The organism is Mycolicibacterium sp. SMGY-1XX, assembly GCF_059132455.1.
Genome location: NZ_CP101139.1, coordinates 1,306,514 through 1,330,763, shown reverse-complemented (window position 1 = coordinate 1,330,763; position 24,250 = coordinate 1,306,514). Strand labels below are relative to the sequence as shown.

The window sequence follows — 24,250 nt, the reverse complement described above, 5'->3', positions numbered from 1 at the left end:
GTCGGAAGCCTTGTAATTATCCGGCTGCCTCGGGTTGTGGACCTTCGTAATCGGTTGGCACCAAAGGCAATTCACCCGCAGTGGCAACCGCGTCAACGGCGGTCGGGTCGAGTTCGAACAGTTCACGAAGCGCTTCGGCGTAGCTGTCGCCGCCGGGCGCGCTGGCCAGCTGCTTCACCCGGACGGTCGGCGCGTGCAACAGCTTGTCGACCACTCGGCGCACCGTGTTGGCCACCTCGTCACGGTGCACGGTGTCCAGCCCGGGCAGCCGGTTGTCCAGGCGCAGCAACTCTGCTTCCACCACGTCGGCGGCCCGCTGCCGCAGCGCGGTGACGGTGGGCGTGACCTCGGACATGCGCTGGCCGGCCAGGTAGGTGGCAACCTCGGTGGCCACGATCTGACGGGCGGCGTCGGCGTCGGACGCTGCCGCACGTGCCGACGGCTCCCGCTGGATCCGGTCCATGTCGACCACCCAGACCCCGGGCAGTCCGACCACGGCGGCGTCCACATCGCGGGGCATACCGAGATCGCAGATGACCAGTTGCCGGTTGTCGCCGTCAGCGCGGTGGGCCAGGGCATGGTGGACGTCGGCCAGTGACACCACCGGGCGCACCGCGCCGGTGCTGGTGATCACCACATCGACGTCGACCAGGGCGAGGGCCACCTCGTCCAGCCCGTGGGCGTGGGCGTCCACCCCCTGCTCCCGGAGGTTCTCGGCGAGACGCTCGGCGCGCTGCATCGACCTGTTGAGTACGCGGACCCGGCCGATGCCGGCACGCACCAGATGTGCGGCGGACAGCGCTCCCATGGAACCGGCGCCGATCACGGCCGCGGTGCGGCCGACGAGGCTGTCCAGACGGGTCTCGGCCATACCGAGCGCGACCGACACCACCGAGGCACCGGCGGCGTCGATGCCGGTCTCACTGTGCACCCGCTTGCCGACCGACAGTGCCCGCTGCGACAACTCGTGCAGCGTGCGGCCGACGGTGTGGTTGGCCTCGGCGGAGGCGTAGGCGCGCCGCACCTGGCCGAGCACCTGCTGCTCGCCGATGACGGCGGAGTCCAGCCCGGAGGCCACCGAGAACAGGTGCTCGACGGCAGCCTCGGCGTAACGCACGTAGGCGTACTTGGTGAGATCACCCATCGACATACTGGAGTGCTCCGAGAGCACCTGCCCGATCACCGACAAGCCGCCGTGGAACGCCTCGACCACGGCGTAGACCTCGACCCGGTTGCAGGTCGAGAGCACCATCGCCTCGGTCACCAACGGTGACTGCAACACCTGATCGATGATCTTGGCCTGATCGGCTTCGTCGGTCGACAATTGCTCCAGAACGGAGACCGGTGCACTGCGGTGCGACACTCCGAACAGCAGGACGCTCACAGACACGCCACCAATCGAGCGATCACCCAGCACGCTCCCTTGCCGCCAACGGTGAAAAAGCTTGCCAACTTCGGCAGAAACTGACACCCACGGTAACCGTCCGCGTTGCAGGCCACCAAATTGATGGCTGTTTTCTTTCTCACGTACCCCGAGCTGCCAGGTCTGCGCGCAACTGGGGTTCGTCGACATCCCAATAACTGTGTTCGGACCCGTCGAGCATCACCACCGGCAGCCGGTCCCCGAACTCGGCACGCAGGCTGGTGTCCCCCTCGGCGGCGAGTGCGTCGACGTCGACCGTCGTCAACTCGAAATCCAGCTCGGCAGCCAACGCGGCCAGCCGTTCCCGGACCCGCACGCAGATACTGCAGCCGTCCCGTGTCAGCAATTGCACCTGTGCGCGACTCACCTGAGTCAGTCTCCCATCCCAGCCCAGCTCACCCGTCTTAGTAGGGTGAACCCTGCGGCAGGTAGGCGCAGGAAGGGGGTCCGCGATGCTCGGGCGCCACGTCGACGGTGCACAGGGGGTCGCGGGCGAGGCCAGCGCTGAACGGGCAGCACAAGGCCTTTCCGAGGCCGAAGCCGCCGAACTCGACTCCGCGGCACCGCCTCCCCCACCGCCGGCCGACCTGACCGCGGCCGCGTTCTTCGACGTCGACAACACCCTGGTGCACGGATCATCCTTGGTGCACTTCGCCCGCGGCCTCGCCGCGCGCAAGTACTTCACCTACAGCGACGTACTCGGATTCGTCTACGCGCAGGCCAAGTTCCAGCTGACCGGCCGGGAGAACAGCGACGACGTGGCCGAGGGACGACGCAAGGCGCTCGCATTCATCGAGGGCCGGCCGACCTCCGAGCTGGTGGCCGTCGGTGAGGAGATCTTCGACGAGATCATCGCCGACAAGATCTGGCCGGGAACCCGTGCACTGGCGCAGATGCATCTGGACGCCGGACAGCAGGTGTGGCTGGTGACGGCCACTCCTTACGAGCTGGCGGCGACGATCGCGCGCAAACTGGGCCTGACCGGCGCGCTGGGCACCGTGGCGGAGTCCGAGAACGGGGTGTTCACCGGCCGACTGGTCGGCGAGATCCTGCACGGCACCGGCAAGGCGCACGCCGTGCGGGCGCTGGCCATCAGGGAAGGCTTGAACCTGCGGCGGTGCACCGCCTACTCGGACAGTTACAACGACGTGCCCATGCTGACGTTGTGCGGTACCGCGGTGGCGATCAATCCCGATGCCGACCTTCGCGACCTCGCCCGAGAGCGCGGCTGGGAGATCCGCGACTTCCGCACCGCCCGCAAGGCGGCCCGCATCGGGGTGCCGTCGGCCCTGGCGCTGGGCGCTGCCGGCGGGGCCCTGGCGGCCATCGCATCCCGCCGACGATGACCCCACCCCACCCGGCGTTGATAAGCTGCGCCGCTGAAGACCAGTGCAAAGGACGCGTCACCAAGCCATGGCCATAGCTGAAGAGATCATCGGCACGCATTACCGGTATCACGACTGTTTCGTGGTGGGCCGGGAAAAGATCCGCGAATTCGCCAGTGCCGTCAAAGACGACCATCCCGCACACTACGACGAACAATCCGCCCAGGAACTCGGCTACGACGCCGTGGTGGCCTCACTCACCTTCATCGCGGTCGCCGGCCGGCGGGTGCAGATGGAGATGTTCAAGAAGTTCGACGTGGGCATCAATCTGGCGCGGGTGCTGCACCGGAACCAGAAGCTCGAGTTCCACCGCCCGATCGTTGCCGGTGACAAGCTGTACTTCGACTCGTACCTCGATGACGTGACCGAATCCCACGGCGCGGTGATTGCCGAGCTGCGCTCTGAGGTGACCGACGCCGAGGGCAAGCCGGTGCTGACCACCGTCGTCACCATGCTCGGAGAGGCCGTCAGCGACGCCGATACCGATGCACAGGTCGCGGCAATTGCGTCGCGGATCACCGGAGCATAGTGTCGGCGCCTATGCCCAAGGCCAGCGAGCACTCACAGGACGGCGCACTGACGCCTCACTTCGAGGACGTGCAGACGCACTACGACCTGTCTGACGACTTCTTCCGGCTGTTCCTGGATCGCACCCAGACCTACAGCTGCGCGTATTTCGAGAAGGACGATTACACCCTGGAGCAGGCGCAGATCGCCAAGATCGACCTGTCGCTGGGCAAGTGCGATCTCAAGCCGGGCCAGACGCTGCTCGACATCGGCTGCGGCTGGGGTGCCACCATCCACCGCGCGGTGGAGACCTACGACGTCAACGTCATCGGCCTGACACTCAGCGAGAACCAGCACGCGCATGTGCAGCGGCTGCTGTCCGACTCGGAGATCGTGAAGAAGTCCGGTCGCAGCGCCGAGGCACGCCTGCAGGGCTGGGAGGAATTCAACGAGCCCGTCGACCGCATCGTGTCGATCGGCGCGTTCGAGCACTTCGGGCGCGACCGCTACGAAGCCTTCTTCGCCAAGGCCTACGATCTGCTGCCCGACGACGGCGTGATGATGCTGCACACCATCGTCAAGCCCAGCGATGAAGAGTTCGCCGAGCGCGGCCTGCCGCTGACCATGCGCAAGCTGAAGTTCTTCAAGTTCATCATGGACGAGATCTTCCCCGGCGGTGATCTGCCGCAGGTGACCAAGGTCGAGCAGCGCGCCACCGAGGCGGGCTTCACCGTGGCGCGGGTGCAGCCGCTGCGACTGCACTATGCGCGGACGCTGGATTTGTGGGCCGAGGCGCTGGAAGCGCGCAAAGACGAGGCCATCGCGATCCAGAACGAAGAGGTCTACGAGCGGTACATGAAGTACCTCACCGGCTGTGCCGAGCTGTTCCGCGAGGGCTACACCGATATCTGCCAGTTCACGCTGACCAAGGGACGCTGACAGCCCGGCTTTCTGGTTGACACTGCGCTGACGCCCGGTTTTCGACGCAAACTCGGGCGTGAGCGCAGTGTGAAACCCAGGCGCGCGTCTGCAGCTCGACCTCAGCCGACTTCTCTGGGCTGAGGCTCTTCACCGCAGACTCGTACCTCGTCTGCGGCTCGACCTCAGCCGAAGAACATGTTCCGGCGGCCCGCCAGCAGCTGATACAGCGTCTGCTGGATGGTTTCGCGCACCTGATCGGTCAACTCGAAGGTGACCATGGGGTCATCGGCGGCCGCATCGTCGTAGTCGGCCGTCTCGATGGGCGTACCGAATGCAATGTGCCACTTCGACGGCAGCGGAATGAGCCCGACCGGGCCCGCCCACGGAAACAGCGGTGTCACAGGGAAATACGGCAATCCGAGCAGCCGCGCCAGCAGCTTCACATCGGCGAGCATGGGGTAGATCTCTTCGGAACCGACGATGGAGCACGGGATGATCGGAGCCTTGGTATGCAACGCCGCGGAGACGAACCCGCCGCGGCCGAACCGCTGCAGTTTGTAACGGTCCTTGAACGGCTTGCCCAGCCCTTTGTAGCCCTCCGGGAACACCGCGGTGAGCTCGCCGCCGGCCAACAGGCGGTGCGCGTCGGCCGTGCAAGCCATGGTGTGACCGGCCTTGCGGGCAGCATGTCCCAGCACCGGCATGTCGAACACCATGTCGGCGGCCAGCAGCCGCAGGTCGCGACGGGTGGGGTGGTGGTCTTTCACCGCCACCGACGTCATCAACCCGTCGAACGGCAGCACCCCGGCGTGGTTAGCCACCACCAGGCCCGCACCCGTCTCCGGCAAGTTCTCGATACCGCTGACCTCGACCCGGAACCAAGACTGGAACAGCCCTCTCAGCAAAGGGAGGAACACCGCCTCGTTGAGGTGCGGATCGAAGCCGAACTCGTCCACCACGTAGTCCCCGGTGAAACGCTTGCGTGCGAATTCGGCAACCGCCGCGATCCGCTGCGCGAGCTCATTGGGGACGTCGTTCTCGGCAGAGGTGGCGCCGGCGAAGTTGCGGTGGGCATCGATCTCGCGGACCACCGCGGCCATCTGCTCGGCCGACGCGCGGTCGGCGGGATCGGACAGCAGCGACGGATGTCTGCGAGCCGCCTCAGCGCGCAGACCCGCCCGCCGCGCTGCCGCCGCTCGACTCGAATTGCCATGCAGCGGAATGACTTTCGCTTTGGGCTCACCCGACACGATGGCCACCCTTTCCCCACCCGATTGAATCCATACTCAGCTTCCCCAGCGCTGCGCTGCCGCCACTGCGCGACTCTCCACTGAGCGTACCCACCGCGGGTCGATAATCGGAGTCAAACCTCGACCTCGCACGTAGTCATCGAAGGCCTCGACCGTGGTCCACTTCGGTTCGTACCCAAGCTCTGTGCGCATTCGCGTGGTGTCCATGACGCGGCCGTAGCTCATGTACGCCAGGTGATCGCGATTGAATTCCGTAGCGCTGGTAGCGCGTAACAGCGAATCCATGGCACGCACGCCCACCGACGGAAGCGGCAGAGCGAGACGCCCGGAGCGCCGGATCGCCTGCGACATCATGATGATCCCGGTGGCGCCGACGTTGAATGTGCCCGGCTTCCCGGCCATCGTCGCGCGCTCCAGTGCCCCCAGGGCATCCTGTTCGTGTAGCAATTGCAGACGGGCGTCCCGGCCCACGACGGTGGGCACCACGGGGCCCGCCAGGTAGCGCGACAGGGCGGTGTCCATGGCCGGCCCGATCATGTTCGCCAGCCGCAACAACGTCACCGCGATGTCGGGGCGCCGCCGGTACAGGCCGCGGGCGTAACCCTCGATGTCGATGCTGTCGCGGGCGAAACCGTCCCGGGGCGGACGTCGGCTGCTGCTGTCCTCGGTGAACATCACCGGGTCGTACGGACTGGAGCCGTACACCTCCGACGTGGACTTGAGCACCACCCGCCGCACCGACGGCGCTTTCTGGCAAGCGGCGAACAACTGCATGGCGCCCATGACGTTGAGTTCTTTCAGCGTCGCGCGCCCGCCGGAGCGCGGCGCGTAGGAAGCGGCGGCGGCGTGCACCACGGTGTCGACGTCGCCGTTGCGAATCACCTTGGCGATGAACGGGTTCCGGATGTCGGCGCGGACGAATTCAGCCCGGCCCATGCGCCGGAGCATGTCCTTGCTCGGAGTCACCGCATCCACGGCGATGACCCTGTCGATCGAGGGGTTGGCCGCCAACCGGGCAGTCAGATATCCGCCCAGGAACCGGCACGCACCAGTGACGAGCACAACCTTCGGTGGGTGCAAGGGGTTTCTGGGATCTGCGGTGTCGCGGTCGCCGCCGCCCGATTCCATCCAGCCAGGTTACCGGCCGGTCACGCCGACGGCATCACTACTCGGAGACTGGCAGGCAACCCACCAGGGTTGCACAGGACGATGCGGGCCCACCCCCAGGCAGGCCCGCATCTCCGATGCGTTTACTTACCGAGTTTTCTGCGCTGCACCCGGGTGCGACGCAGCAGCTTGCGGTGCTTCTTCTTCGACATCCGCTTGCGCCGCTTCTTGATAACTGAACCCATGAACTCCGCTGCCTACCTGCGCGCTTTCGGCGCGCTCACTGACACGACTGAACCTGGCCACCTTACCGAAAGAGTGGCCGCTTACGGAAAACGGGCTCCGGGGCCGCCTGGGCGCCCTGTGCCCGCCCCCTGATCAGCCCGCGTCGAAGTACGAGGTCTCCAGCAGGTCGTGGACCGCTTTGGCGTGCACGCGGAACGAGCGCCCCACTCGCACGGCCGGCAGTTCGCCGTTGTGCACGAGTCGATACACCGTCATCTTGCTGACCCGCATGAGCCCGGCGACTTCGGCGACAGTGAGGAACTGCGTTCTGGCAGCCGGTTGGCCGTCACCGGCTCCACCGTCACGCTTGCCGCTCGCAGAATCCCGTGCCGATGGCCCGTTCATAGACGTCATCGCAACCCAATCAATCAGGCACGGCCAGTTCCAGCGGCTTCCCCACCGCTGGCACGAACACGCGCTTACAACGAGGAGAATAGCGGGGCAGATGGGGTTACTGCGACGGGTGTGGGGTTATCGATCGAAAATTCCTGAACTACTCAGATGTAATTCCCAGCTGCTCAGAGCGCTTTTTGGCGGCTTCGACGGCGTGTGCCACCGCTGCCCGCAAACCTCCGCGCTCGAGCTCGCGCAGTCCTGCCGCAGTGGTCCCTCCCGGCGACGTCACAGTTGCGCGGAGCTGGGCCGCCGTGGTGTCCGGGCCACTCGACACGCCTCCGCCGACACCCCCCTCAGCGGCGGCGCGTCGCCCGTCGTCGATCTGTTCCAGCAACATCGCCGCCGAGCCCGCCATGGTTTGCACGGCCAGATCCGTAGCAACCGATCTGTGCAGCCCGGCATCGACCGCGGCGTCCACCAGCGCCTCCACCATCAGGAAAAAATAGGCCGGCCCGGACCCCGATACGGCGGTCACGGCGTCCAGCTGACTCTCGGCGACTGTGAGCACTCCGCCCACGCAGTCGAACATCTCCGCGACGCCCTTGAGTTGCTCGGCAGAGGCGAACCGTCCGCGGGCCAGTGCGGTCACGCCGCCCCCGACGAGAGCCGGTGCGTTGGGCATCGCACGCACGACAGGTGAGCCGGCCGGAAGACGCGATTCGTAGAACGACGTCGCCACCCCGGCGGCGATACTCACGAACACCTGCTCCGCGCTGTCTGCGTCGGCCTGAGAGGCCGCCTCGGCCACCTCGGCGACGACCGACTCCACATCCGACGGCTTGACGGCGACCACGATGTACTGGGCGTGCTCGGCGGCGTCGCGCGGCGAGGTGACGAGCACCGAGTACTTCTCGGCGAGATACCTGGCGCGCTCGGGCATCCGCTCGGACACCACGAGATCCTTGACCTGTCGACCGGCCCGCAGCAGGCCGGCCAGCAGCGCCTCACCCATGTTGCCGCCGCCGATAATCGCGATTCTTGCCATGTGGGGCAATCTAGCGTCAGGTCCGCCGCGGCCCGGTCACGAGGCCGGGTGAGACTCGTCGCAGTGCGCCTCTAGCGCCGCTGTCGCAGCTCCGACGGATCACGGGCGGGCACCAGGGCCAGCTGACGGGTCTGCACGACCACGCGGCCCGCACAGTCGACCACGAGGTAGTCCTGGTCGAACCAGTGCTGCCCGATCTGCGTCGTGGTCGACAGCACCCGTAACCACCCGTCGGCGGGCCGGCCGCGCAGGTAGGCGGTGAGCTGCACCGTCGGTGCCCAGCCGCGGCGGTCGACGGCGAACGTCACCGGCGCGGAGATGTCACCGCACAGCAGCGCGAACAGCACATCCGGGGCCTCGTCACGCGGACGCACCCAGATGCGGGTGTGCGGCGTCGCCGCGCCCGGCTGCAACTGCGACAGATCGGGCCGGATATCGCACCCGGCGACCAGATGGTTGACCCCGGCCAGGGGATGTCCGGGTCCGATCGGGTCGACGTCGGCGGGCGGCTCTGGGCTCATGAGCCCGGGCACCGGATTGGTCTCCAGAAGCGGCGCAGCGTGCGGTTCAGGGATCCCGACGGTGACAGCTGCACGTACGGCCACCCGCCCGTCCTGGGTGAGATCGACGTCGACGAGGTTGACCTGGCGTCCGCGCTTGCGGACGGTGACCTCCAATTCCACCGGCCCTGGATCCGGCGCCCGCAGGTAGTTCGCCGACACCACGAGCGGTTCGGCGTCCTGCCCGACCGCTGTCCGCGCCGCCTTGGCGCACAACGCCAGCATCACGCCGCCGTGGATCTTGGGGCCGATGGTCCAGTGCTCGTTGAGGTTGCCCGCGAAAACCGCGGAGTCCTCCTCGTGCGTGCTCAACTGCAGGGTCATGGCATGGGAGAACAACGTGGGTGCCGTCATCAGATCCTTCTCAGCGCAACAGATGCGTCCGGGCGAAGGTCAGCGATTCGGTCAGGAGTTCCTCCCGCTCGGCTACCGACCTGGCCCCCGATGTGGTGACCTCCAGGATCACATGCCCGGCGAAGTCGCTGGCGGCCAGCATCTGGCAGATCTCGGCGGTGGGTTGTGTGCCGCGCCCGGGCACCAGGTGCTCGTCGGTGGACGACCCCTTGCCGTCGCACAGATGCAGGTGCACCAGGCCATCGGGCCCATCGATGCCCATCCGCTCCGCCATCTCGATGGCATCGGTGCCCGCGGTGGCGGTGTGTGACAGATCCAGCGTGTAATGCGCGTGGTTGCCGTCCAGCGGGTCATAGGACGGTGCGAACGCAGAGATCCCGACCCCCGGCCCGCCGCCACGTTTGCGCATCCGCTCGATCGACGATTGTCCGGTGCCGAAGAACCGGTCGGCGCGGAACGGGAACATGTTCTCCACCGCAACCAGCACCTCGCTGCCGGCCTCCAGCTCGGCCACCTGGTCGCTGAACCCTTCGGCGTAGCGCCGTTGCCAGCGAAACGGCGGATGCACCACCACGGTCTGCGCACCCAGCTGCTCGGCGGCGCGCACACTGCGGTCCAGTTTGGTGATGGGGTTGGCCCCCCAGACCCGCTGTGAGATCAGCAGGCACGGAGCATGTACCGACAGCACCGGCATCGAATACCGGGCGGAGAGCTTCTCGATGGCGGCGATGTCCTGGCTGACCGTTTCGGCCCAGACCATCAACTCCACACCGTCGTAGCCGAGGCGCGCGGCGTACTCGAACGCGGCCTCGGTCCGCAATGGATAGACCGAGGCCGTGGACAAGCCGACCTTGATTGCAGGGCGCACCGGTGGATCGCCTGGGCGGGCGCTAGCTGGCCTGCAGCAACGCCAGCGGCCCGAAGGTGACCAGAGCCCCCACCGCGACCGCAGTCAGCGTGCTGCCGATGTCCTCGGTCTTGCGTACCACCCGGACACCGACCACCAGACCCAGGATGACCAGGACGCCCAGGATGAGGGCGACGATGCTGTTCCACTTCCACAGCTGGTCGAAGGCGATGAACAAGCCGGCACCGAACGCCACCGCCACGATCGACTGGACCGCGATCAGCAGACCCCGCACCGCCAACTGTCCGCGCGTGGGCCGGTCCTCGGCCGTGGTGGGTTCTCCGGCGGTATCGACCCGGGTTTCGGTGTCCTCGTCGGTGTCGTCTTCCAGGGCCTCGGCGACCTCGAGCTCGTCGCCGACCGCCAGCTCGGAGTCCTCGGTGCCCCGGCGGGCCAGATCATCGGCCACCGTCTGGCCGCCGAACAGCGGTCCGCTGGTGGCACGTAGGTAGGTCTGCAGGTAGGAGGCGTCACCGATCCCGAGTTCGTCGGGCTTCTCCTCGGTGTCGGGCACCTCGGTTTCGGCCGAATCCGGCGCACGCAGCTCGGTGTCGGGCGTCTCGGCCACCGGGACGTCGGCGTCCACCGCATCGTCGACGACCGGGTCCGGGCTCATGGTCTCGGCGTCGGCCGGAGTAACACCCTTACGGGCCACCAACGGGAAATGGCTGCGTTCCGGTTTGACCGCGGGTCCGCGCCGGGCCACCGGCGCATCCGCCAGCTCCGGTCGGCTGGCCGGGCGGGCTTCCGGTGCGGCGGCGCTGCCGTTGCCGTTGGTCCGCGCTGCGGGCTCCGCGTCGACCGGCTTGGGTGCCGGTTCCTGCGCCGGGGCCTCCGGCTGCGCGTCGGCCTGCGGTTCTTCCTTGACCGGCTCCTCCACCACGGGGATCTCGCCGGTGCGCACGATCGGGATCTCGCCGGTGAGCTCGGCGACGGTGACGGCATCACTGTTGCCGCGGCGACGGCGGCGACGTCCCCCTGGCGGGGCCGCGCCGATGGTGCCGTTCTTGGCGAGCAGCTCAGCTACCGAGATGGGCCTGGTGCTGGCTTCGCTGTCGTTTGGTCCAGTCATCGTCTGTTGCCTCTCGACCGGTTGTCACGCCGATCCTCCGTGCGGCCTCCAGCATCGCGCACCGGAGTCTCCACAAGAGCCGTGCCGTCGGCTTCGCTGTCCAGTTTGCGCAGGATCAGTCCCTCGCGCAGAGCCCACGGGCAGATGTCCACGGATTCGATCGACAGCGCTCGCATGGTCGCCTCGGCCACCAGCGCACCCGCCACGATCTGCGGGGCGCGCTCGGTGCTCACTCCTTCCAACTCCGCACGGTCAGCCGCGGTCATCCTAGAGATGAACGCTATGAGCTGTCTGAGACCGTTGGCCGTCAGCGTCCGCTTCACTCGCGGGCCCGCACCCGACGGGGCGGCCCCGGTCAGGCGCGCCAGCGACCGGAATGTCTTCGATGTCGCCACCGCAAGATCCTGACCGCCCGCCTTGAGCAAGGTGGCACTCGCGTCGGCCAGCTCGCTGTCGAGCCAGTCCTGCAGCGCCCCGATGGTACGCCGGCTCGGGGGGTCGTCAGGAAGCCACTCGCGGGTCAGCCGGCCGGCCCCCAACGGGAGCGACAACGCCGCATCGGGTTCCTCGTCGACGCCGTTGGACAGTTCCAGGGAACCGCCGCCGATGTCGATGTTGATGATGCGGCCCGCGCTCCAGCCGTACCAGCGGCGCACCGCCAGGAACGTCAGACGGGACTCGTCGACACCGGTGAGCACTTGCAGTGCCACCCCGGTCTCGGCGCGCACCCGCGCGATCAGCTCATCGGAGTTGGTGGCGTCGCGGACCGCCGACGTCGCGAACGCCATCAGCTCCGCGCACCCCGAGCTGGCCGCGATGCGCGAGAACTCGTCGATGGTGGTCACCAGTTTGTCGGCGCCCTTGCGGGTGATCTTGCCCGAGTTGTCGATCGCCTCGGCAAGCCGCAGCGCGGCCTTGGTCGAGCTCATCGGTGTCGGGTGACCGCCGCGGCGCGCATCGACCACCAACAGATGAACTGTATTGCTGCCCACGTCGAGCACGCCCAATCGCACGCACTCAAACCTATACCCAGGGATGTCGCGCCCGGCTGCATGTCTTGAACAACGGTGATAGGCGGTTTCGTCTACCGTTGGACCTCGTGACAGCCTGGCACCCGGACCATCCCGGCGAAGTCGACCTCGACTTCCCCCGGGAATGGGTGGAGTTCTATGACCCCGACAACGCCGAGCACCTGATCGCAGCCGACATGACCTGGCTGTTGTCGCGGTGGACGTGCGTGTTCGGCACCCCTGCCTGTCAGGGCACGGTGGCGGGGCGCCCCGATGACGGCTGCTGTTCGCATGGCGCGTTCCTGTCCGACGACGACGACCGCGCGATGCTCGACGACGCGGTGAAGAAACTGACGGATGACGACTGGCAGTTCCGGGACAAAGGCCTGGGCCGCAAGGGTTATCTCGAGATGGACGAGTACGACGACAAGCCGAACCTGCGGACACGCAAATACAAGGGCGCCTGCATCTTCCTGAACCGGCCCGGCTTCAAGGCCGGGATCGGCTGCGCGCTGCACACCAAGGCGCTCAAGCTGGGCGTGGAGCCGCTGACCATGAAACCCGAGGTGTGCTGGCAGCTGCCGATCCGGCGCACCCAGGACTGGGTGACCCGCCCCGACGGGGTGGAGATCCTCAAGACCACGATCACCGAATACGACCGTCGCGGTTGGGGTTCCGGCGGCGAGGACCTGCACTGGTACTGCACCGGCGACCCCGCCGCGCACGTCGGCAAGAAACAGGTCTACCTGTCGTATGCACCCGAGCTCACCGAACTGCTGGGCGAGAAGGCGTACGCCGAGCTGGCCGCGATGTGCAAGCGCCGCAGCGGTTTAGGCCTGGTCGCGGTGCACCCGGCGACCCGCGCCGCCGAGTCCCACGCCTAGCCGCCGTCCCCGTCGTTGGTTTCTGCATCTGGGTTGTGATCCGTGCGGGTCCACAGCCCTGGCGCAGAAACAAGCCGCGGGCTGGGCCCGGCCCGCTCTCCCCGGCTCGTACCTCGCCGCCTCGGCGACCGGGCTGGGTCTAGCCTTCCAGCTTGTAGCCCAGCCCCCGCACCGTGACCAGATGCACCGGGTTGGCCGGGTCGGATTCGATCTTGCTGCGCAGTCGCTTGACGTGCACGTCGAGGGTCTTGGTGTCACCCACGTAGTCGGCACCCCACACCCGGTCGATCAACTGGCCACGGGTGAGCACCCGCCCACTGTTGCGCATCAGGTACTCGAGGAGGTCGAACTCCTTGAGCGGCAACGTGATCTGCGTACCGCTGACACTGACGACGTGCCGCTCGACATCCATCCGCACGGGCCCGGCTTCGAGCACCCCGTCGGCCAGCCCCAGGTCGTCACTGTCACCGCCGCGACGCAGCACCGCTCGAATCCGGGCGATCAGTTCGCGGGCGGAGTACGGCTTGGTGACGTAGTCGTCGGCGCCGAGTTCCAGCCCCACCACCTTGTCGATCTCACTGTCGCGCGCGGTCACCATGATCACCGGAACACTGGAGCGGGCCCGCAGTTGTTTGCAGACGTCGGTGCCCGACATCCCCGGCAGCATCAGATCGAGCAGCACGATATCGGCTCCGGCACGGTCGAATTCGGCCAGTGCGGAGGGACCGTCGCCCACCACCGTGGCTTCGAAGCCCTCCTTGCGCAGCAGAAACGCCAGGGGATCAGCGAGCGACTCCTCATCTTCCACGATCAACACACTGGTCATCGACGTCATCATTCCTCTCCGTCGGTGTAGAAGTCAGTTTCGAGGTCTACCTGTCCGGTGAAGGCCGGGATCGACAAGGTGAACGTCGACCCGGTTCCCGGTTGGCTCCACACCCGGATGGACCCGTTGTGGTTGGCGGCGACATGCTTGACGATCGCCAGACCCAATCCCGTGCCACCGGTTTCGCGCGACCGCGCCTTGTCGACGCGGAAGAATCGTTCGAACACCCGTTCCTGATCGGCGCGGGCGATCCCGAATCCGCGGTCGGTGACCGCGATCTCGATATTGTCGCCGCGACGGCGCCGGCTCACCGACACCGTCGAACCGTGCGGCGAATACGCGATGGCGTTGGAGATCAGGTTGGCCAGCGCGGTCACCAGCAGCGGCTGATTCCCCAAGACCCGCAGCCCCGTCGGGGCGTCGGTGGTGATGTCGATGTCGGCGTTGTCGGCGGCCACCTTGTATCGCGAAAGCGCTTCGGAGACAACGGTGTCGACGTCGACCGATTCCAGATCCGGCAGCCGCTCTGCACCTTGCAGACGGGACAGTTCGATCAGCTCGCCCACCATGTTGGCCAGCCGGTTGGATTCGGCGAGCACCTTCCCGCCGAACCGGCGCACCAGTTCGGGATCCTCCGGTGAGGACAGCAGGGCTTCGGCCAGCACGCCCATGGCGCCGACCGGTGTCTTGAGTTCGTGGCTGACGTTGGCGACGAAATCGCGGCGGGTGGCCTCCATGCGCGCGTGCTCGGACTGGTCGTCGACGTAGAGGACGGCAAAGCGTGCGTCCTCCTCGGCCAGCAGCCGCACCTGCCCGCGCACCGAGAGTCCGGACCGTCCCGACGGGCCGGGCCGGCGCGGTGACAGGTCGATCTCACCGGGCTCACCGGTGGTCAGCGTGCGTTGGGCGGCCAGCCAAGCCCGGTCGTCGAGCAGCCGGTCCCGGACCACACCGAGCGCAACCGCCTCGTCGTTCATGAACACCACGTCGCGGTGGATGTCGACCACCACGATGCCCACCGGCGCGAGTGAGACCAGCCGTCGCAGCATCTCCGAGACGGTGATGCCATGGGCCAGGGCGGCCGCACGCCTACGACGTTCCACTATCCGGGGCACCACGGCGGCGCCGATAGCGATACCTGCCGCCAGCGCGACCAGGGCGCAGACCCCGGCGACGATGAACGCCGACAGCACACTCACGCGAAAATCGTACGCATCGAGTGAACGCCATCCCAGCAGCGTGAGGCCATTTCGGGACAAGTCACACGGCCACGACCAGGTGTTTCTCCCCCGTTTGGGAGCCGTTCACCTGGGTTCAACCGGTGTTTGCCCACTGCCCGCTACTCCCGGGGCTCGCCGGCTACTTGGCTCCCTGGCTCGCCACCGCGGCAGCGCCCGCGGCAGCGGCCTCCGGATCCAGATAGGTGCCGCCGGCGACCAACGGTTTGAGCTCGCTGTCCAGGTCGTAGCGCAGCGGGATACCGGTGGGGATGTTCAGGCCCACGATGTCCTCATCGGAGATGCCGTCGAGGTACTTCACCAGCGCGCGCAGCGAGTTGCCGTGGGCGGCGATCAGCACCGTCTTGCCGGCTTGGAGATCGGGCACGATGGTCTGCTCGAAGTACGGCACGAAGCGGGCCACCACGTCGGCCAGGCATTCGGTCAGCGGACCACCGTCGATGTCGGCGTACCGCGGATCGGTGTCCTGGCTGAACTCGCTGCCCTTCTCGATCGGCGGCGGCGGGGTGTCATAGCTGCGCCGCCACGCCATGAACTGCTCTTCGCCGTACTTCTCTTTGGTCTCGGCCTTGTTGAGCCCCTGCAGGGCGCCGTAGTGCCGCTCGTTGAGCCGCCAGTCGCGGTGCACCGGGATCCAGTGCCGGTCGGCGGCATCGAGGGCGAGGTTGGCTGTGGTGATGGCACGGCGCAGCAGCGAGGTGTACAGCACGTCCGGCAGCACGCCTTCCTGCACCAACAGCTCACCACAACGGACCGCTTCGGCTCGGCCCTTCTCGGTCAGATCGACGTCCACCCAGCCGGTGAACAAATTGAGCGCGTTCCATTCGCTCTCGCCGTGACGAAGAAGCACCAAGGTCGATTCAGCCATGGCGCAAGTCTCTCACGAGGGCAGGTGTTCAGTCGTCGATGAGGTGCTCGAACGCCTTGAGGTTCTTCAGCGATTCACCGCGCGAGACCCGCCACTCCCATTCCTTCTGGATGGAGGTGCGAAAACCCAACTCCAGCAACGTGTTGAAGTCCTGGTCGACGGCTTCGAGCACCTGGCCGAGCACCCGGTCGATCTCGTCGGCGGTCACCGACTCCAGCGCCATCCGCCCCACCAGATAGATGTCGCCGACGTTGTCCAGGGTGTAAGCCACGCCGTAGAGCCGCCGGTTGCGCTTGAGCAGGAATTTGTAGACGCCCTCGAAATTCTCGTCGGGTCTGCGGCAGACGAACGCCTCGACCCGCACCGAGTGCTCGCCGATGCTGAGGATGGTGTTGGTCTTGAGTTTGCGTTCGCCGGGAAGTTCGACCACCAGGCCGGGCAGGCCGCCGTGCGCGCCTTCGTGGCGGGTGTACACCAGCTCGCGGTCGTCCAGTGCGGTTTCGATGACGTCCTGCACCTCTGTCATGCGCGGACCCCGCGCCGACGGCTCCACCGGCGGGCACCTCGACGTCCCGCCAGTTCCCTCACCGGGTCGCGGTGATGGGTGCGGGCGTAGTCACTGACGGCCCGGCCATAGGCGGCCAGCAGGTCATCGACGGTGCGTTCCCACGAGAAGTTCGAGGCGTGCGCGACGGCGGCGCGGCCCATGGACCCGAGGTCACCGGCCAGCAGAGACTCGATGCCGTCAGCCCAGCGCCGGGGATCGTGTCCGGACACCAGGGCGCCGGTGGCGCCGTCGCGGACCGCCACCGGCAGCCCGCCGACAGCGGCGGCCGCAACCGGGGTGCCGCACGCCTGCGCTTCGATGGCCACCAGCCCGAAGGATTCTGAGTAGCTGGGGACGGCCACCAGGTCGGCGGCGCGGTACACCTGCACCAACTGATCCCGCGATTGCGGAGGAAGGAAGGTCACCCGGTCCGAGATACCCAGTTCGGCGGCCAACGCAACAAGTCCGTCCGGCGTGGCGAGGCCGGTGCCGGATGGACCGCCGGCCACCACCGCGCGCAGGTGCGGCACCAGCGCCACGGCCCGCAGCAGCACATCGGGCGCCTTGAGCGGCTGGATCCGGCCGACGAACGCGACAGTGGGTGCGCTCGGATCCAGTCCGAGCGCTTTGCGCGCCTCGACTTTGGAGCCCGGGGTGAAAGTCGCCAGGTCAACACCTGGATGCACGATGTCGATACGCGCGGGATCGGCGTGATGCAGTGAAACCAGTTGGCGCGCTTCGTCATCGGTGTTCGCGATCAGGCGGTCGGCCTCGTCGACCACCTGCTGCTCCCCCACCGAGCGCAGCGGCGGTTCCGGGGAATCCCCATCGGCCAGCGCGGCATTCTTCACCGCCGCGAGGGTGTGGGCGGTGTGCACCAGCGGCACTGCCCAGCGGTCCCGGGCCAGCCACCCGACCTGACCGGAGAGCCAGTAGTGACTGTGCACGATGTCGTAGTAGCCGGGCTCATGGGTGGCCTCGGCGCGCAGCACCCCGGCGGTGAAGGCGCACAGCTGCGTCGGCAGATCGTTTTTGTCGAGGCCCTCGAACGGCCCGGCCACCACGTTGCGCACCAGCACGCCGGGGGCCACCTGCACCACCGGCTCGTCGGAGGACGAGGTGGCCCGGGTGAAGATCTCGACGTCGACGCCGCGGCTTGCAAGGTGCAGGGCACTTTGCATGACGTAGACGTTCATCCCGCCGGCGTCACCGGTACCCGGTTGGGCCAACGGCGAGGTGTGGACGGACAACACGGCAACGCGCACACCCCCATCCTTACACCCCGGCCGGTCGACGATGCGGGCGAGGAACGAGTCCCGAGGAGGAAGGGCCGGCCGAAAAGGCACCCCGGCCGGTCGACGATGCGGGCGCGGGGGTTCCCCCAGCGAAGCGAGGGGGCGAACGAGTCCCGAGGAGGAAGGGCGGCCGAACCGCGGTTCAGGCGGTGGCCTCCGGCGTGGCGAGTACCCGCGCGCTGGTCGCGGCGCGCCGCATCGCCGCCAGCGGGTCCGCATACAGTCCGCCGAGCGAGACGATGCCCGCGCCGGCTTCCTGCACCCGGTTGCCGAAGGCGCTGACCCGGATGTCGCGGGCCGGCAGCACCGAACGCGCGGCGAACGCCGCCTCGACGTCTTCCATGGCTTCGGGGTACTCGGTGAACGCCTGCCCGCCGACCACCAGATCGTCGGGGTTGAGCAGGTCACGCAACAGCGCCACCGCTTCGCCGAGCACCCGGGCCCGCTCGGCGAGCAGTTCACGGGCGGGTTCACTGCCGTCACGAGCGGCCCGCAGCACCGTGGCGATCGAGGCATTCGGCGTGGTGTCGGAGACGATGCCGAGTCGTCGGGCCGCCGATAGCACCGCTTCGTCACTGACGGTGGACTCGAGTTGCCCTGAGCCACCGAGCAATTCGGACTGGGCAGGCAGATTGGCGATGGTGCCGGGACCGCTGACCGGACTGTGCACCCGGCCGCCGATCACCAACGCGTAGCCGACGGTCTCGCGGGCGTAGACGTACAGACTGGTGGCCGAGGGATTGGCGAAGCGCCGCATGCCCAGCAGCAGCTCGGCGCCGGCCATGGCGTCGACGTGCGCGGCCACCGACACCGGAAGACCGAGCGTCTCGGCCAGCACCGGACCCACGGGAGCCTGCGTCCAACCAAGGCGCTGATGGTCGACATGGCCGGTGTTGCCGTCGACGGTGCCGCCGATCGCCACGCCCACCCACAACGGCCGACGGCGGTGCCAGCGGGCCAGGTAGCGGCGGGCGCTGCCGGCCAGCGATGCCAGCGCCTGCCCCTGGGGGCCACGCGGCGTCGGGGTCTCGACGACATCGAGGGTGCGGCCGAAGAGGTCGGTGGCGACGATGCTGGTGGTGCGGGCGCCGATGTGCACACCGAGAGTCAGGTAGGGCTCGTGGTTGACCTCGACGGGCACCCGGGGCCGGCCGATGGCGCCGGAGGCGGCGAGGTCAGCGCGCTCGCGCAGCAGACCGGCGTCCAGCAGAGCGGTGACCTGGCGGTTCACCGTCGCGATCGACAGCGAGGTGACCTGGGCGATGACATCGCGGGCGATCGGACCGCGCAGCCGTGCGGCGTTGAACACCGCTGCCGCGGCGGCGTCACCGATGCGCAGCGCCGGCGCGACGATGGCGTGCCGGGTACGCAGGGGATGTGCCGAGCTACGCGGTTTGGCGCTCTCGAGGGGACGAGCAGCCCGGCCGCTGACGGTGGAAGCGGTCTTGCGGGTGATTGCTGCAGTCATGGGAAATGTCCTCGGTTAGTCGAAGCGGGCGGGCTGCGGGCCACGCCGTGCGACTCGGGAAACTCCCGGGGTGCGTCAGGCGCAGCAATGACCGGGACAACAACACATCCCGGTAAGCGCGCTCTGGACTCCCATCAACACGTAGAGCAACTTAGCACGGTTACTAGAGTTGGGCCGATGACGACGCCTTCGAGTTCCAGTAATGCCGACGACCGCCGGGTAGCCGTAGTGACCGGCGCCAGCTCGGGGATCGGTGAAGCCACTGCCAAAGTGCTTGCGGCCCAAGGCTTTCACGTGGTCGCGGTGGCTCGCCGAGCCGATCGCATCGAGGCGCTGGCCGCGGAGATCAACGGCACCGCTGTTGTGGCGGACGTCACAGACGATGCCGCGGTGGCAGCGCTGGCCGACCAACTGCCCGGCCCGGTGTCGGTGCTGATCAACAACGCCGGTGGCGCCAAGGGCCTGGCCCCGGTCGCCGACTCCGATTACGACCACTGGCGCTGGATGTGGGAGACCAACGTGCTGGGCACGCTGCGGGTCACCCGCGCGCTGCTGCCCAAGCTCATCGACTCCGGTGACGGCCTGATCGTCACCGTCACCTCCATCGCCGCGTTCGAAACCTACGACGGCGGGGCGGGTTACACCGGGGCCAAGCACGCCCAGGGCGCCCTGCACCGCACTCTGCGCGGAGAGCTGCTCGGAAAGCCGGTGCGTCTCACCGAGATTGCCCCGGGTGCGGTGGAGACCGAGTTCTCCCTGGTGCGGTTCGGCGGCGATCAGGACCGCGCCGACAAGGTGTACGAGGGCATCACCCCGCTGGTGGCCCAGGACGTCGCCGAGGTGATCGGGTTCGTCGCTTCCCGGCCGTCGCACGTCGACCTGGACACCATCGTCATCCGGCCGCGCGACCAGGTGGCCAACGGCCGCTGGAACCGGAAGGTCTAGGGACCGCCCAGCCGTGAGGGACGGCGCGAAAGTCAGCCGCCCGGCTGGCCCGTCGGCACCGGCGCACCGGTCGGTGTCACGGGCGCGGTGCTCGGCAGGTTGACCGGCGCCGCCTCCGAACTGATGGCCGACATGGATTTCCACTCGTCCCACGGCACCGCCCAGTCCCAGATGTCACCGTCGGCGTAGGACAGCGGGATACGGGTGCCGGTGACCTCCACCGGGTCGCCGTATAGCGCGGCGTTGAAATACTGCTCGGCGTCGGTGATCGACAAGTTGATGCAGCCGTTGGTCACGTTCGAGTTGCCCTGCGCGCCGGAGCTGGCCGGGTTGGCGTGGATGAACTCGCCGTTGTTGGAGATCCGCACCGCGAACCGCTCGCGGACGTTGGCGTACCCGGCGGCCGGGTTCGTCATGTAGAAGTCCTCGTACTTCTCGGTGACGACGTGGATACCGCTGCGGGTGACGTTACGGTCCAGGTCACCTTCGCCGTAACTGCACGGGAAATCCATGATGACGCCGGCGTCGGTGAGCACCTGGATGCGGTGGCTGGAGGCCTCGGCTTTGACCAGCTGGAATCGCCCGACGGTGAAGTCCAGCGTCGAGTCGGCGGCGCCGTAGGCGTCCTGACCGAACGGCACCCCGTAGAAGTTGGCGTCGACGTGCACGGTGGTGCCGGCCGGGTAGTACTCCTTGGTGCGCCAGTGCATCCGGGAGCCACCCGCCTCGTCGGGTAGCCAGCCCCAACTGCCCTCGACCTCGGGTGTGGTGGTCACCTTGACGGCCTTCTCGACCTCGGCGCGGTCCTCCTCGGCGATCGACGCGTCGAACTGCAAGATGATGGGCGCCGCCACACCGACGGTCTGACCGTCGGCCAGCTGGAACTGCCCGCTGACCGTGGTGACGGGCTGCACGGTGGTGAAGCTGCCGGCGACGGGCACCGACTTGCCGTCCTCACCGACCGCCGACCCGCTCCAGGTGTACTCGACTCCGTAGCCCAGGGGTTCGGCGGTGGTGAATTCGTTGCGGTCCCGGTTCAGATTGCCCGCGACGACCTTGCCGTCGGGGTTCGTCAGGGCGATCCGCTGGAACCAGCCGTCCTTCACCTGCACCCGGATGGGCTCGGTGGGGGCGACGTCGGTCGCGGACACTTCCGGGCTGAACGTCAGCGTGGGTTCCGGCGGTGGCCCTTGCACCGCCTCCTCGATTTTGTCGGTGGCCTCCGCGCAGGCGGCCAGCACTCCCGGTGCCGCGACGCCGAGCGCCAACGCACCGAGTGCGCGGCGCCGGTTCAGCAGCTTGGAGGCGGGCAGGTCACGGTCGGGGGTCACGTCGTCCCAGGGTACGGACGGGTCTGACAGTGCGCGAAATCGAGCAGCTCAGATGACACAACCGACGAGCACCGGCTCCGGCTCGAGCCGCACCCCGAAGGTAGCAGCCACCCCGTCGCGGATCTGGCGGGCCAGCGCAAGGACATCCGCGCTGGTCGCCGTACCACGATTGGTCAGGGCGAGCGCATGCTTGGTGGACAGCCCGGCCGGCGCATCCGGGCCGGGGAATCCCTTGGCGAAACCCGACTGCTCCACCAGCCAGCCCGCGGCCAACTTCACCGCCTCGCCGGCCGGATAGTGCGGTACCGGACCTACCGCGATGCCCTGGATGCGTTCGAAGTCGGCGACGCTGACCACGGGGTTGGTGAAGAACGACCCGGCACTCCAGGTGTCGTGATCGAGGTCGTCGAGCACCATGCCCTTGCGGCGGCGCAGCGCCAGCACCGCCGCCCGTACCTCCGCGGGGTCGGCGCGCTCCCCGGCGTCGACTCCCAGGGTGGTGGTGAGCTCGCCGTAGCGCAGGGGCGCGCTGAGGCCCGACGCGTCGAGCGCGAACTCGACGTCCAGCACTACCGGCGCCGGGCCGGGGGTGATCGGGTGTTTCAGGATGCTGGTCCGGTAGCCGAAGCCGAGTTCAGCACCGTCGACCCAGCGCGTGTCGCCACTGACGCGGTCGAGCAGGCACACCCGGGTCAGGGTGTCGGACACCTCGGCTCCGTAGGCGCCCACGTTCTGCACCGGGGTGGCACCCGCCGAACCCGGAATTCCCGACAGGCACTCCAGACCGCCGAGGCCGGCGGCGATGGCGGTGACCACCACGTCATCCCAGACCGCACCCGCTTCAGCGCGAATGAGATTGCCGTGCAGGCTGATTCGAGGCGTTGCCAGATGCACCACAGTCAGATCGTCGAGGTCGTCGGCCACCAGCAGATTCGATCCGCCGGCCAACACCAGCGGCTGCTCGTCAGTCAGCGCCCGCAGGGTTTCGACCACCTGCTCGGTAGTGGTGCAGGTGATCACGCGGCGCGCCACCGGCCCCACCCGCAGAGTGGTCAGGGGCGCCAGCGGCACCTCGTGGGCCACCGCCGCGCCGCCGAATGGCAAACCGCTCACAGCCGGTAACGGTAGCCTCACGGGCTATGCCGCGTTCATTCGACATGTCCGTCGAGTACGAGGGCAGCGTCGAGCAGGTCCACCAAGCGTTCAGCGACGAGCAGTACTGGCTGGCCAGGCTCGCCGAGGCCGGACCCGGGGACTCGACGCTGGATTCACTGGAAGCACTCGACGACGGCAGCGTCGTCATCGCCACCACCCTGGTGCTGCCCCGTGAGTTCCTGCCCGCCGTCGCCACGCAGTTCCTCAGCGGCGATATGCACATCTCCCGCCGCGAGACCTGGGCCCCGGTGAGCGACGGCAGCGCCTCCGGATCCGTGGACTGCGCGATTGTGGGCGCACCCGCCACCATGCGGGGCACCAGCACGCTCGCGCCCAACGGCGGCGGCGCCCGGATGGATCTGCACGCCACCGTGGAGGTGCGCATCCCGTTGGTGGGCGGCAAGTTGGAGAGTTTCATCGGAAGTCAGTTGACGAACCTGCTCATCGAAGAACAGCGCTTCACCACAGCCTGGCTTGGTTAGGTCCGCGATGACCCGCCGCATGGAGTACGTCGTCACCTTCGACGCGCCCGCCGAGAAGGTCTATCAGGATTTCGTCGACCGCGAGTTCTGGGAGGCGCTGATGGACGCCTACCGGTGGATGAAGACGGATTCGCAGTTGACGTCGTTCACGTCGGGCGAGTCCGGCACCGACATCGAGTTCCGGCAGGTGATGCCGCGCAGCGAGCTGCCGCCGGTGGCCCGCGCCGTCATGCCCGTCGACATGGTGGTCACCCGAGAACAACACTTCGACCCCTTCGACCACAGCACCAACCAGGCCGAAGGCACCTACAAGGCCTCCATTCCCGCGGGGCTCGGGCATTTCGGCGGCCGCTATTTCCTGACCGAGACCGACGCCGGCAGCCAGCTGCGTCTGGCGACCTTGTGCAAGGTGAACATCCCGCTGGTCGGTGGGACCTTGGAGCAGCTGATCCTGTCCAACATCACCGGGCTGTTCGATGCCGAGGGCGCCTTCATGTCGGATTGGGTGGCCACCCACCACTAGCTGGGTCGGGGTGACACCTCCTCGTCGATGTTGTCGATGAGCTCGGCCATCGTGTGGTGCAGCCGGGTGAGGAACGTGTTGAGTTCGCCGACGACCTCGGCCGGGGTCTGCTCGAACACCGCCTCGACGCGGCGCGTCATCGGGTCGAAGAACCCGCCTGCCAGGGTGGCCACCGAGGGGACACTGCGCAGCGTCACGACGCGCCGGTCTGTGTGTTCACGGCTTCTGGTCAGCAGGTTCGCCGCCTCGAGACGGTTGAGCAGCGACGACGTGGCCCCCGAGGAGAGTCCGATGCGGCGGGCCAGCAGCGCGGGTGTCAGTGGCCGGCCCATGTCCTCGGCGTAGAGGATCTCGGCGAACGCCGCCGCGTCGGCCGAGTGCACCCCCAGCCATCTGGCCAGCTGACGGGTGAGCTCGGTGTAGTCGGCTGCGAACGTGCGTAGCCGCTCCATCACCTGCCGGGCGTCCGGTTCCACCAGTTCTCCCCCATTCTCGATGTATCTTCATCATAGAGACACTTCACGGT

27 protein-coding genes are annotated in these 24,250 nt (G+C 67.7%); 7 read left to right on the top strand and 20 right to left on the bottom strand.

Annotation, left to right across the window (positions count from 1 at the left end; all coding sequences use genetic code 11):
* Positions 1 to 16 precede the first annotated feature (16 nt).
* Positions 17 to 1,384, bottom strand: coding sequence for a glutamyl-tRNA reductase (locus NL241_RS06510; RefSeq protein ID WP_494398249.1), 1,368 nt, complete (start codon positions 1,382 to 1,384; stop codon positions 17 to 19).
* Positions 1,385 to 1,523: 139 nt separating this feature from the next.
* A complete protein-coding gene (locus NL241_RS06505) occupies positions 1,524 to 1,790 on the bottom strand; it encodes a glutaredoxin family protein (protein WP_494397072.1) in 267 nt (88 codons plus the stop codon).
* 85 nt (positions 1,791 to 1,875) lie between these two features.
* On the opposite strand from NL241_RS06505, the gene NL241_RS06500 reads away from it, so the two are divergent.
* From NL241_RS06500 to NL241_RS06490, 3 genes are all read left to right on the top strand, one after another.
* Positions 1,876 to 2,769 carry an HAD family hydrolase gene (locus NL241_RS06500; RefSeq protein ID WP_487691675.1) on the top strand — a complete coding sequence of 298 codons (894 nt, stop codon included), beginning with the start codon at positions 1,876 to 1,878 and terminating at the stop codon, positions 2,767 to 2,769.
* Between the two features lie 67 nt (positions 2,770 to 2,836).
* Positions 2,837 to 3,337 carry an FAS1-like dehydratase domain-containing protein gene (locus NL241_RS06495; protein WP_487691676.1) on the top strand — a complete coding sequence of 167 codons (501 nt, stop codon included), beginning with the start codon at positions 2,837 to 2,839 and terminating at the stop codon, positions 3,335 to 3,337.
* A gap of 11 nt (positions 3,338 to 3,348) precedes the next feature.
* Positions 3,349 to 4,254, top strand: a complete 906-nt coding sequence (locus NL241_RS06490; protein ID WP_494397071.1) for a cyclopropane mycolic acid synthase family methyltransferase — start codon at positions 3,349 to 3,351, stop codon at positions 4,252 to 4,254.
* A 164-nt stretch (positions 4,255 to 4,418) separates the two neighbouring features.
* Here NL241_RS06490 and NL241_RS06485 read toward each other — a convergent pair whose 3' ends face one another.
* The 9 genes from NL241_RS06485 to NL241_RS06445 form a co-directional block, all read right to left on the bottom strand.
* The gene (locus NL241_RS06485; RefSeq protein ID WP_494397070.1) at positions 4,419 to 5,486 is read right to left on the bottom strand and encodes a lysophospholipid acyltransferase family protein; all 1,068 of its coding nucleotides are present in this window, start codon (positions 5,484 to 5,486) and stop codon (positions 4,419 to 4,421) included.
* Between the two features lie 36 nt (positions 5,487 to 5,522).
* Positions 5,523 to 6,614, bottom strand: a complete 1,092-nt coding sequence (locus NL241_RS06480) for an SDR family oxidoreductase (protein ID WP_494397069.1) — start codon at positions 6,612 to 6,614, stop codon at positions 5,523 to 5,525.
* Positions 6,615 to 6,736: 122 nt separating this feature from the next.
* Positions 6,737 to 6,838, bottom strand: coding sequence for a 30S ribosomal protein bS22 (locus tag NL241_RS06475; RefSeq protein ID WP_003402602.1), 102 nt, complete (start codon positions 6,836 to 6,838; stop codon positions 6,737 to 6,739).
* A 133-nt stretch (positions 6,839 to 6,971) separates the two neighbouring features.
* Entirely contained in the window at positions 6,972 to 7,232 is a 261-nt protein-coding gene (locus tag NL241_RS06470; protein WP_487691681.1) for a helix-turn-helix domain-containing protein, read from the bottom strand.
* A 139-nt stretch (positions 7,233 to 7,371) separates the two neighbouring features.
* Entirely contained in the window at positions 7,372 to 8,259 is an 888-nt protein-coding gene (proC, locus tag NL241_RS06465) for a pyrroline-5-carboxylate reductase (protein WP_487691682.1), read from the bottom strand.
* Positions 8,260 to 8,330: 71 nt separating this feature from the next.
* Positions 8,331 to 9,173, bottom strand: a complete 843-nt coding sequence (locus NL241_RS06460; RefSeq protein WP_494397068.1) for a thioesterase family protein — start codon at positions 9,171 to 9,173, stop codon at positions 8,331 to 8,333.
* Positions 9,174 to 9,183: 10 nt separating this feature from the next.
* On the bottom strand, positions 9,184 to 10,041 hold the full coding sequence (locus NL241_RS06455) for a sugar phosphate isomerase/epimerase family protein (RefSeq protein ID WP_487691684.1): 858 nt from the start codon (positions 10,039 to 10,041) through the stop codon (positions 9,184 to 9,186).
* 22 nt (positions 10,042 to 10,063) lie between these two features.
* Positions 10,064 to 11,152 carry an Rv0497 family membrane protein gene (locus tag NL241_RS06450; protein ID WP_494397067.1) on the bottom strand — a complete coding sequence of 363 codons (1,089 nt, stop codon included), beginning with the start codon at positions 11,150 to 11,152 and terminating at the stop codon, positions 10,064 to 10,066.
* Positions 11,149 to 12,165 carry a Ppx/GppA family phosphatase gene (locus NL241_RS06445; protein WP_494397066.1) on the bottom strand — a complete coding sequence of 339 codons (1,017 nt, stop codon included), beginning with the start codon at positions 12,163 to 12,165 and terminating at the stop codon, positions 11,149 to 11,151. The genes NL241_RS06450 and NL241_RS06445 overlap by 4 nt, the downstream gene beginning before the upstream one ends.
* Before the next feature lie 86 nt (positions 12,166 to 12,251).
* Between NL241_RS06445 and NL241_RS06440 the strand changes: the two genes are divergently transcribed.
* Positions 12,252 to 13,046: a DUF3109 family protein gene (locus tag NL241_RS06440; RefSeq protein ID WP_487691688.1), complete on the top strand. Its 795-nt coding sequence runs from the start codon at positions 12,252 to 12,254 to the stop codon at positions 13,044 to 13,046.
* A gap of 139 nt (positions 13,047 to 13,185) precedes the next feature.
* On the opposite strand, the gene regX is transcribed toward NL241_RS06440, so the two are convergent.
* The 6 genes from regX to NL241_RS06410 all read right to left on the bottom strand — a co-directional run bounded on the left by regX (position 13,186) and on the right by NL241_RS06410 (position 19,288).
* Positions 13,186 to 13,872 (bottom strand): two-component sensory transduction protein RegX, encoded by a 687-nt coding sequence (regX, locus tag NL241_RS06435; RefSeq protein ID WP_487691689.1) that lies wholly within the window; start codon positions 13,870 to 13,872, stop codon positions 13,186 to 13,188.
* A gap of 8 nt (positions 13,873 to 13,880) precedes the next feature.
* Positions 13,881 to 15,071: a sensor histidine kinase gene (locus tag NL241_RS06430; protein ID WP_494397065.1), complete on the bottom strand. Its 1,191-nt coding sequence runs from the start codon at positions 15,069 to 15,071 to the stop codon at positions 13,881 to 13,883.
* A gap of 160 nt (positions 15,072 to 15,231) precedes the next feature.
* Positions 15,232 to 15,978 (bottom strand): phosphoglyceromutase, encoded by a 747-nt coding sequence (locus tag NL241_RS06425; RefSeq protein ID WP_487691691.1) that lies wholly within the window; start codon positions 15,976 to 15,978, stop codon positions 15,232 to 15,234.
* A 28-nt stretch (positions 15,979 to 16,006) separates the two neighbouring features.
* The gene (locus tag NL241_RS06420; RefSeq protein WP_487691692.1) at positions 16,007 to 16,504 is read right to left on the bottom strand and encodes a type III secretion system chaperone family protein; all 498 of its coding nucleotides are present in this window, start codon (positions 16,502 to 16,504) and stop codon (positions 16,007 to 16,009) included.
* Positions 16,501 to 17,823, bottom strand: a complete 1,323-nt coding sequence (gene mshA / locus NL241_RS06415; protein ID WP_494398248.1) for a D-inositol-3-phosphate glycosyltransferase — start codon at positions 17,821 to 17,823, stop codon at positions 16,501 to 16,503. Before mshA ends, NL241_RS06420 begins: the two co-directional genes overlap by 4 nt.
* A gap of 139 nt (positions 17,824 to 17,962) precedes the next feature.
* Positions 17,963 to 19,288, bottom strand: coding sequence for an ROK family protein (locus NL241_RS06410; protein ID WP_487691693.1), 1,326 nt, complete (start codon positions 19,286 to 19,288; stop codon positions 17,963 to 17,965).
* A 177-nt stretch (positions 19,289 to 19,465) separates the two neighbouring features.
* Between NL241_RS06410 and NL241_RS06405 the strand changes: the two genes are divergently transcribed.
* Positions 19,466 to 20,233, top strand: coding sequence for an SDR family NAD(P)-dependent oxidoreductase (locus NL241_RS06405; RefSeq protein WP_494397064.1), 768 nt, complete (start codon positions 19,466 to 19,468; stop codon positions 20,231 to 20,233).
* 32 nt (positions 20,234 to 20,265) lie between these two features.
* Here NL241_RS06405 and NL241_RS06400 read toward each other — a convergent pair whose 3' ends face one another.
* Together NL241_RS06400 and NL241_RS06395 are read right to left on the bottom strand one after the other, a co-directional pair.
* The gene (locus NL241_RS06400) at positions 20,266 to 21,564 is read right to left on the bottom strand and encodes a L,D-transpeptidase (protein ID WP_494397063.1); all 1,299 of its coding nucleotides are present in this window, start codon (positions 21,562 to 21,564) and stop codon (positions 20,266 to 20,268) included.
* Positions 21,565 to 21,612: 48 nt separating this feature from the next.
* A complete protein-coding gene (locus tag NL241_RS06395) occupies positions 21,613 to 22,677 on the bottom strand; it encodes a UDP-N-acetylmuramate dehydrogenase (RefSeq protein ID WP_494397062.1) in 1,065 nt (354 codons plus the stop codon).
* Positions 22,678 to 22,703: 26 nt separating this feature from the next.
* On the opposite strand from NL241_RS06395, the gene NL241_RS06390 reads away from it, so the two are divergent.
* Positions 22,704 to 23,201: a DUF2505 domain-containing protein gene (locus NL241_RS06390; RefSeq protein ID WP_487691698.1), complete on the top strand. Its 498-nt coding sequence runs from the start codon at positions 22,704 to 22,706 to the stop codon at positions 23,199 to 23,201.
* A 7-nt stretch (positions 23,202 to 23,208) separates the two neighbouring features.
* Entirely contained in the window at positions 23,209 to 23,724 is a 516-nt protein-coding gene (locus NL241_RS06385) for a DUF2505 domain-containing protein (RefSeq protein ID WP_494397061.1), read from the top strand.
* Here the strand turns inward: NL241_RS06385 and NL241_RS06380 are convergent.
* Positions 23,721 to 24,200 (bottom strand): MarR family winged helix-turn-helix transcriptional regulator, encoded by a 480-nt coding sequence (locus tag NL241_RS06380; RefSeq protein ID WP_494397060.1) that lies wholly within the window; start codon positions 24,198 to 24,200, stop codon positions 23,721 to 23,723. The two genes, NL241_RS06385 and NL241_RS06380, sit on opposite strands and share 4 nt — an antisense overlap.
* Between the last annotated feature and the right edge of the window lie 50 nt (positions 24,201 to 24,250).

Coding starts and splice junctions, on each gene's coding strand:
- NL241_RS06500 (WP_487691675.1), top strand. CDS start 1,876: ATGCTCGGGCGCCACGTCGACGGTGCACAGGGGGTCGCGGGCGAGGCC.
- NL241_RS06495 (WP_487691676.1), top strand. CDS start 2,837: ATGGCCATAGCTGAAGAGATCATCGGCACGCATTACCGGTATCACGAC.
- NL241_RS06490 (WP_494397071.1), top strand. CDS start 3,349: ATGCCCAAGGCCAGCGAGCACTCACAGGACGGCGCACTGACGCCTCAC.
- NL241_RS06480 (WP_494397069.1), bottom strand. CDS start 6,614: ATGGAATCGGGCGGCGGCGACCGCGACACCGCAGATCCCAGAAACCCC.
- NL241_RS06475 (WP_003402602.1), bottom strand. CDS start 6,838: ATGGGTTCAGTTATCAAGAAGCGGCGCAAGCGGATGTCGAAGAAGAAG.
- NL241_RS06470 (WP_487691681.1), bottom strand. CDS start 7,232: ATGACGTCTATGAACGGGCCATCGGCACGGGATTCTGCGAGCGGCAAG.
- proC (WP_487691682.1), bottom strand. CDS start 8,259: ATGGCAAGAATCGCGATTATCGGCGGCGGCAACATGGGTGAGGCGCTG.
- NL241_RS06460 (WP_494397068.1), bottom strand. CDS start 9,173: ATGACGGCACCCACGTTGTTCTCCCATGCCATGACCCTGCAGTTGAGC.
- NL241_RS06450 (WP_494397067.1), bottom strand. CDS start 11,152: ATGACTGGACCAAACGACAGCGAAGCCAGCACCAGGCCCATCTCGGTA.
- regX (WP_487691689.1), bottom strand. CDS start 13,872: ATGACCAGTGTGTTGATCGTGGAAGATGAGGAGTCGCTCGCTGATCCC.
- NL241_RS06425 (WP_487691691.1), bottom strand. CDS start 15,978: ATGGCTGAATCGACCTTGGTGCTTCTTCGTCACGGCGAGAGCGAATGG.
- NL241_RS06420 (WP_487691692.1), bottom strand. CDS start 16,504: ATGACAGAGGTGCAGGACGTCATCGAAACCGCACTGGACGACCGCGAG.
- NL241_RS06410 (WP_487691693.1), bottom strand. CDS start 19,288: ATGACTGCAGCAATCACCCGCAAGACCGCTTCCACCGTCAGCGGCCGG.
- NL241_RS06405 (WP_494397064.1), top strand. CDS start 19,466: ATGACGACGCCTTCGAGTTCCAGTAATGCCGACGACCGCCGGGTAGCC.
- NL241_RS06390 (WP_487691698.1), top strand. CDS start 22,704: ATGCCGCGTTCATTCGACATGTCCGTCGAGTACGAGGGCAGCGTCGAG.
- NL241_RS06385 (WP_494397061.1), top strand. CDS start 23,209: ATGACCCGCCGCATGGAGTACGTCGTCACCTTCGACGCGCCCGCCGAG.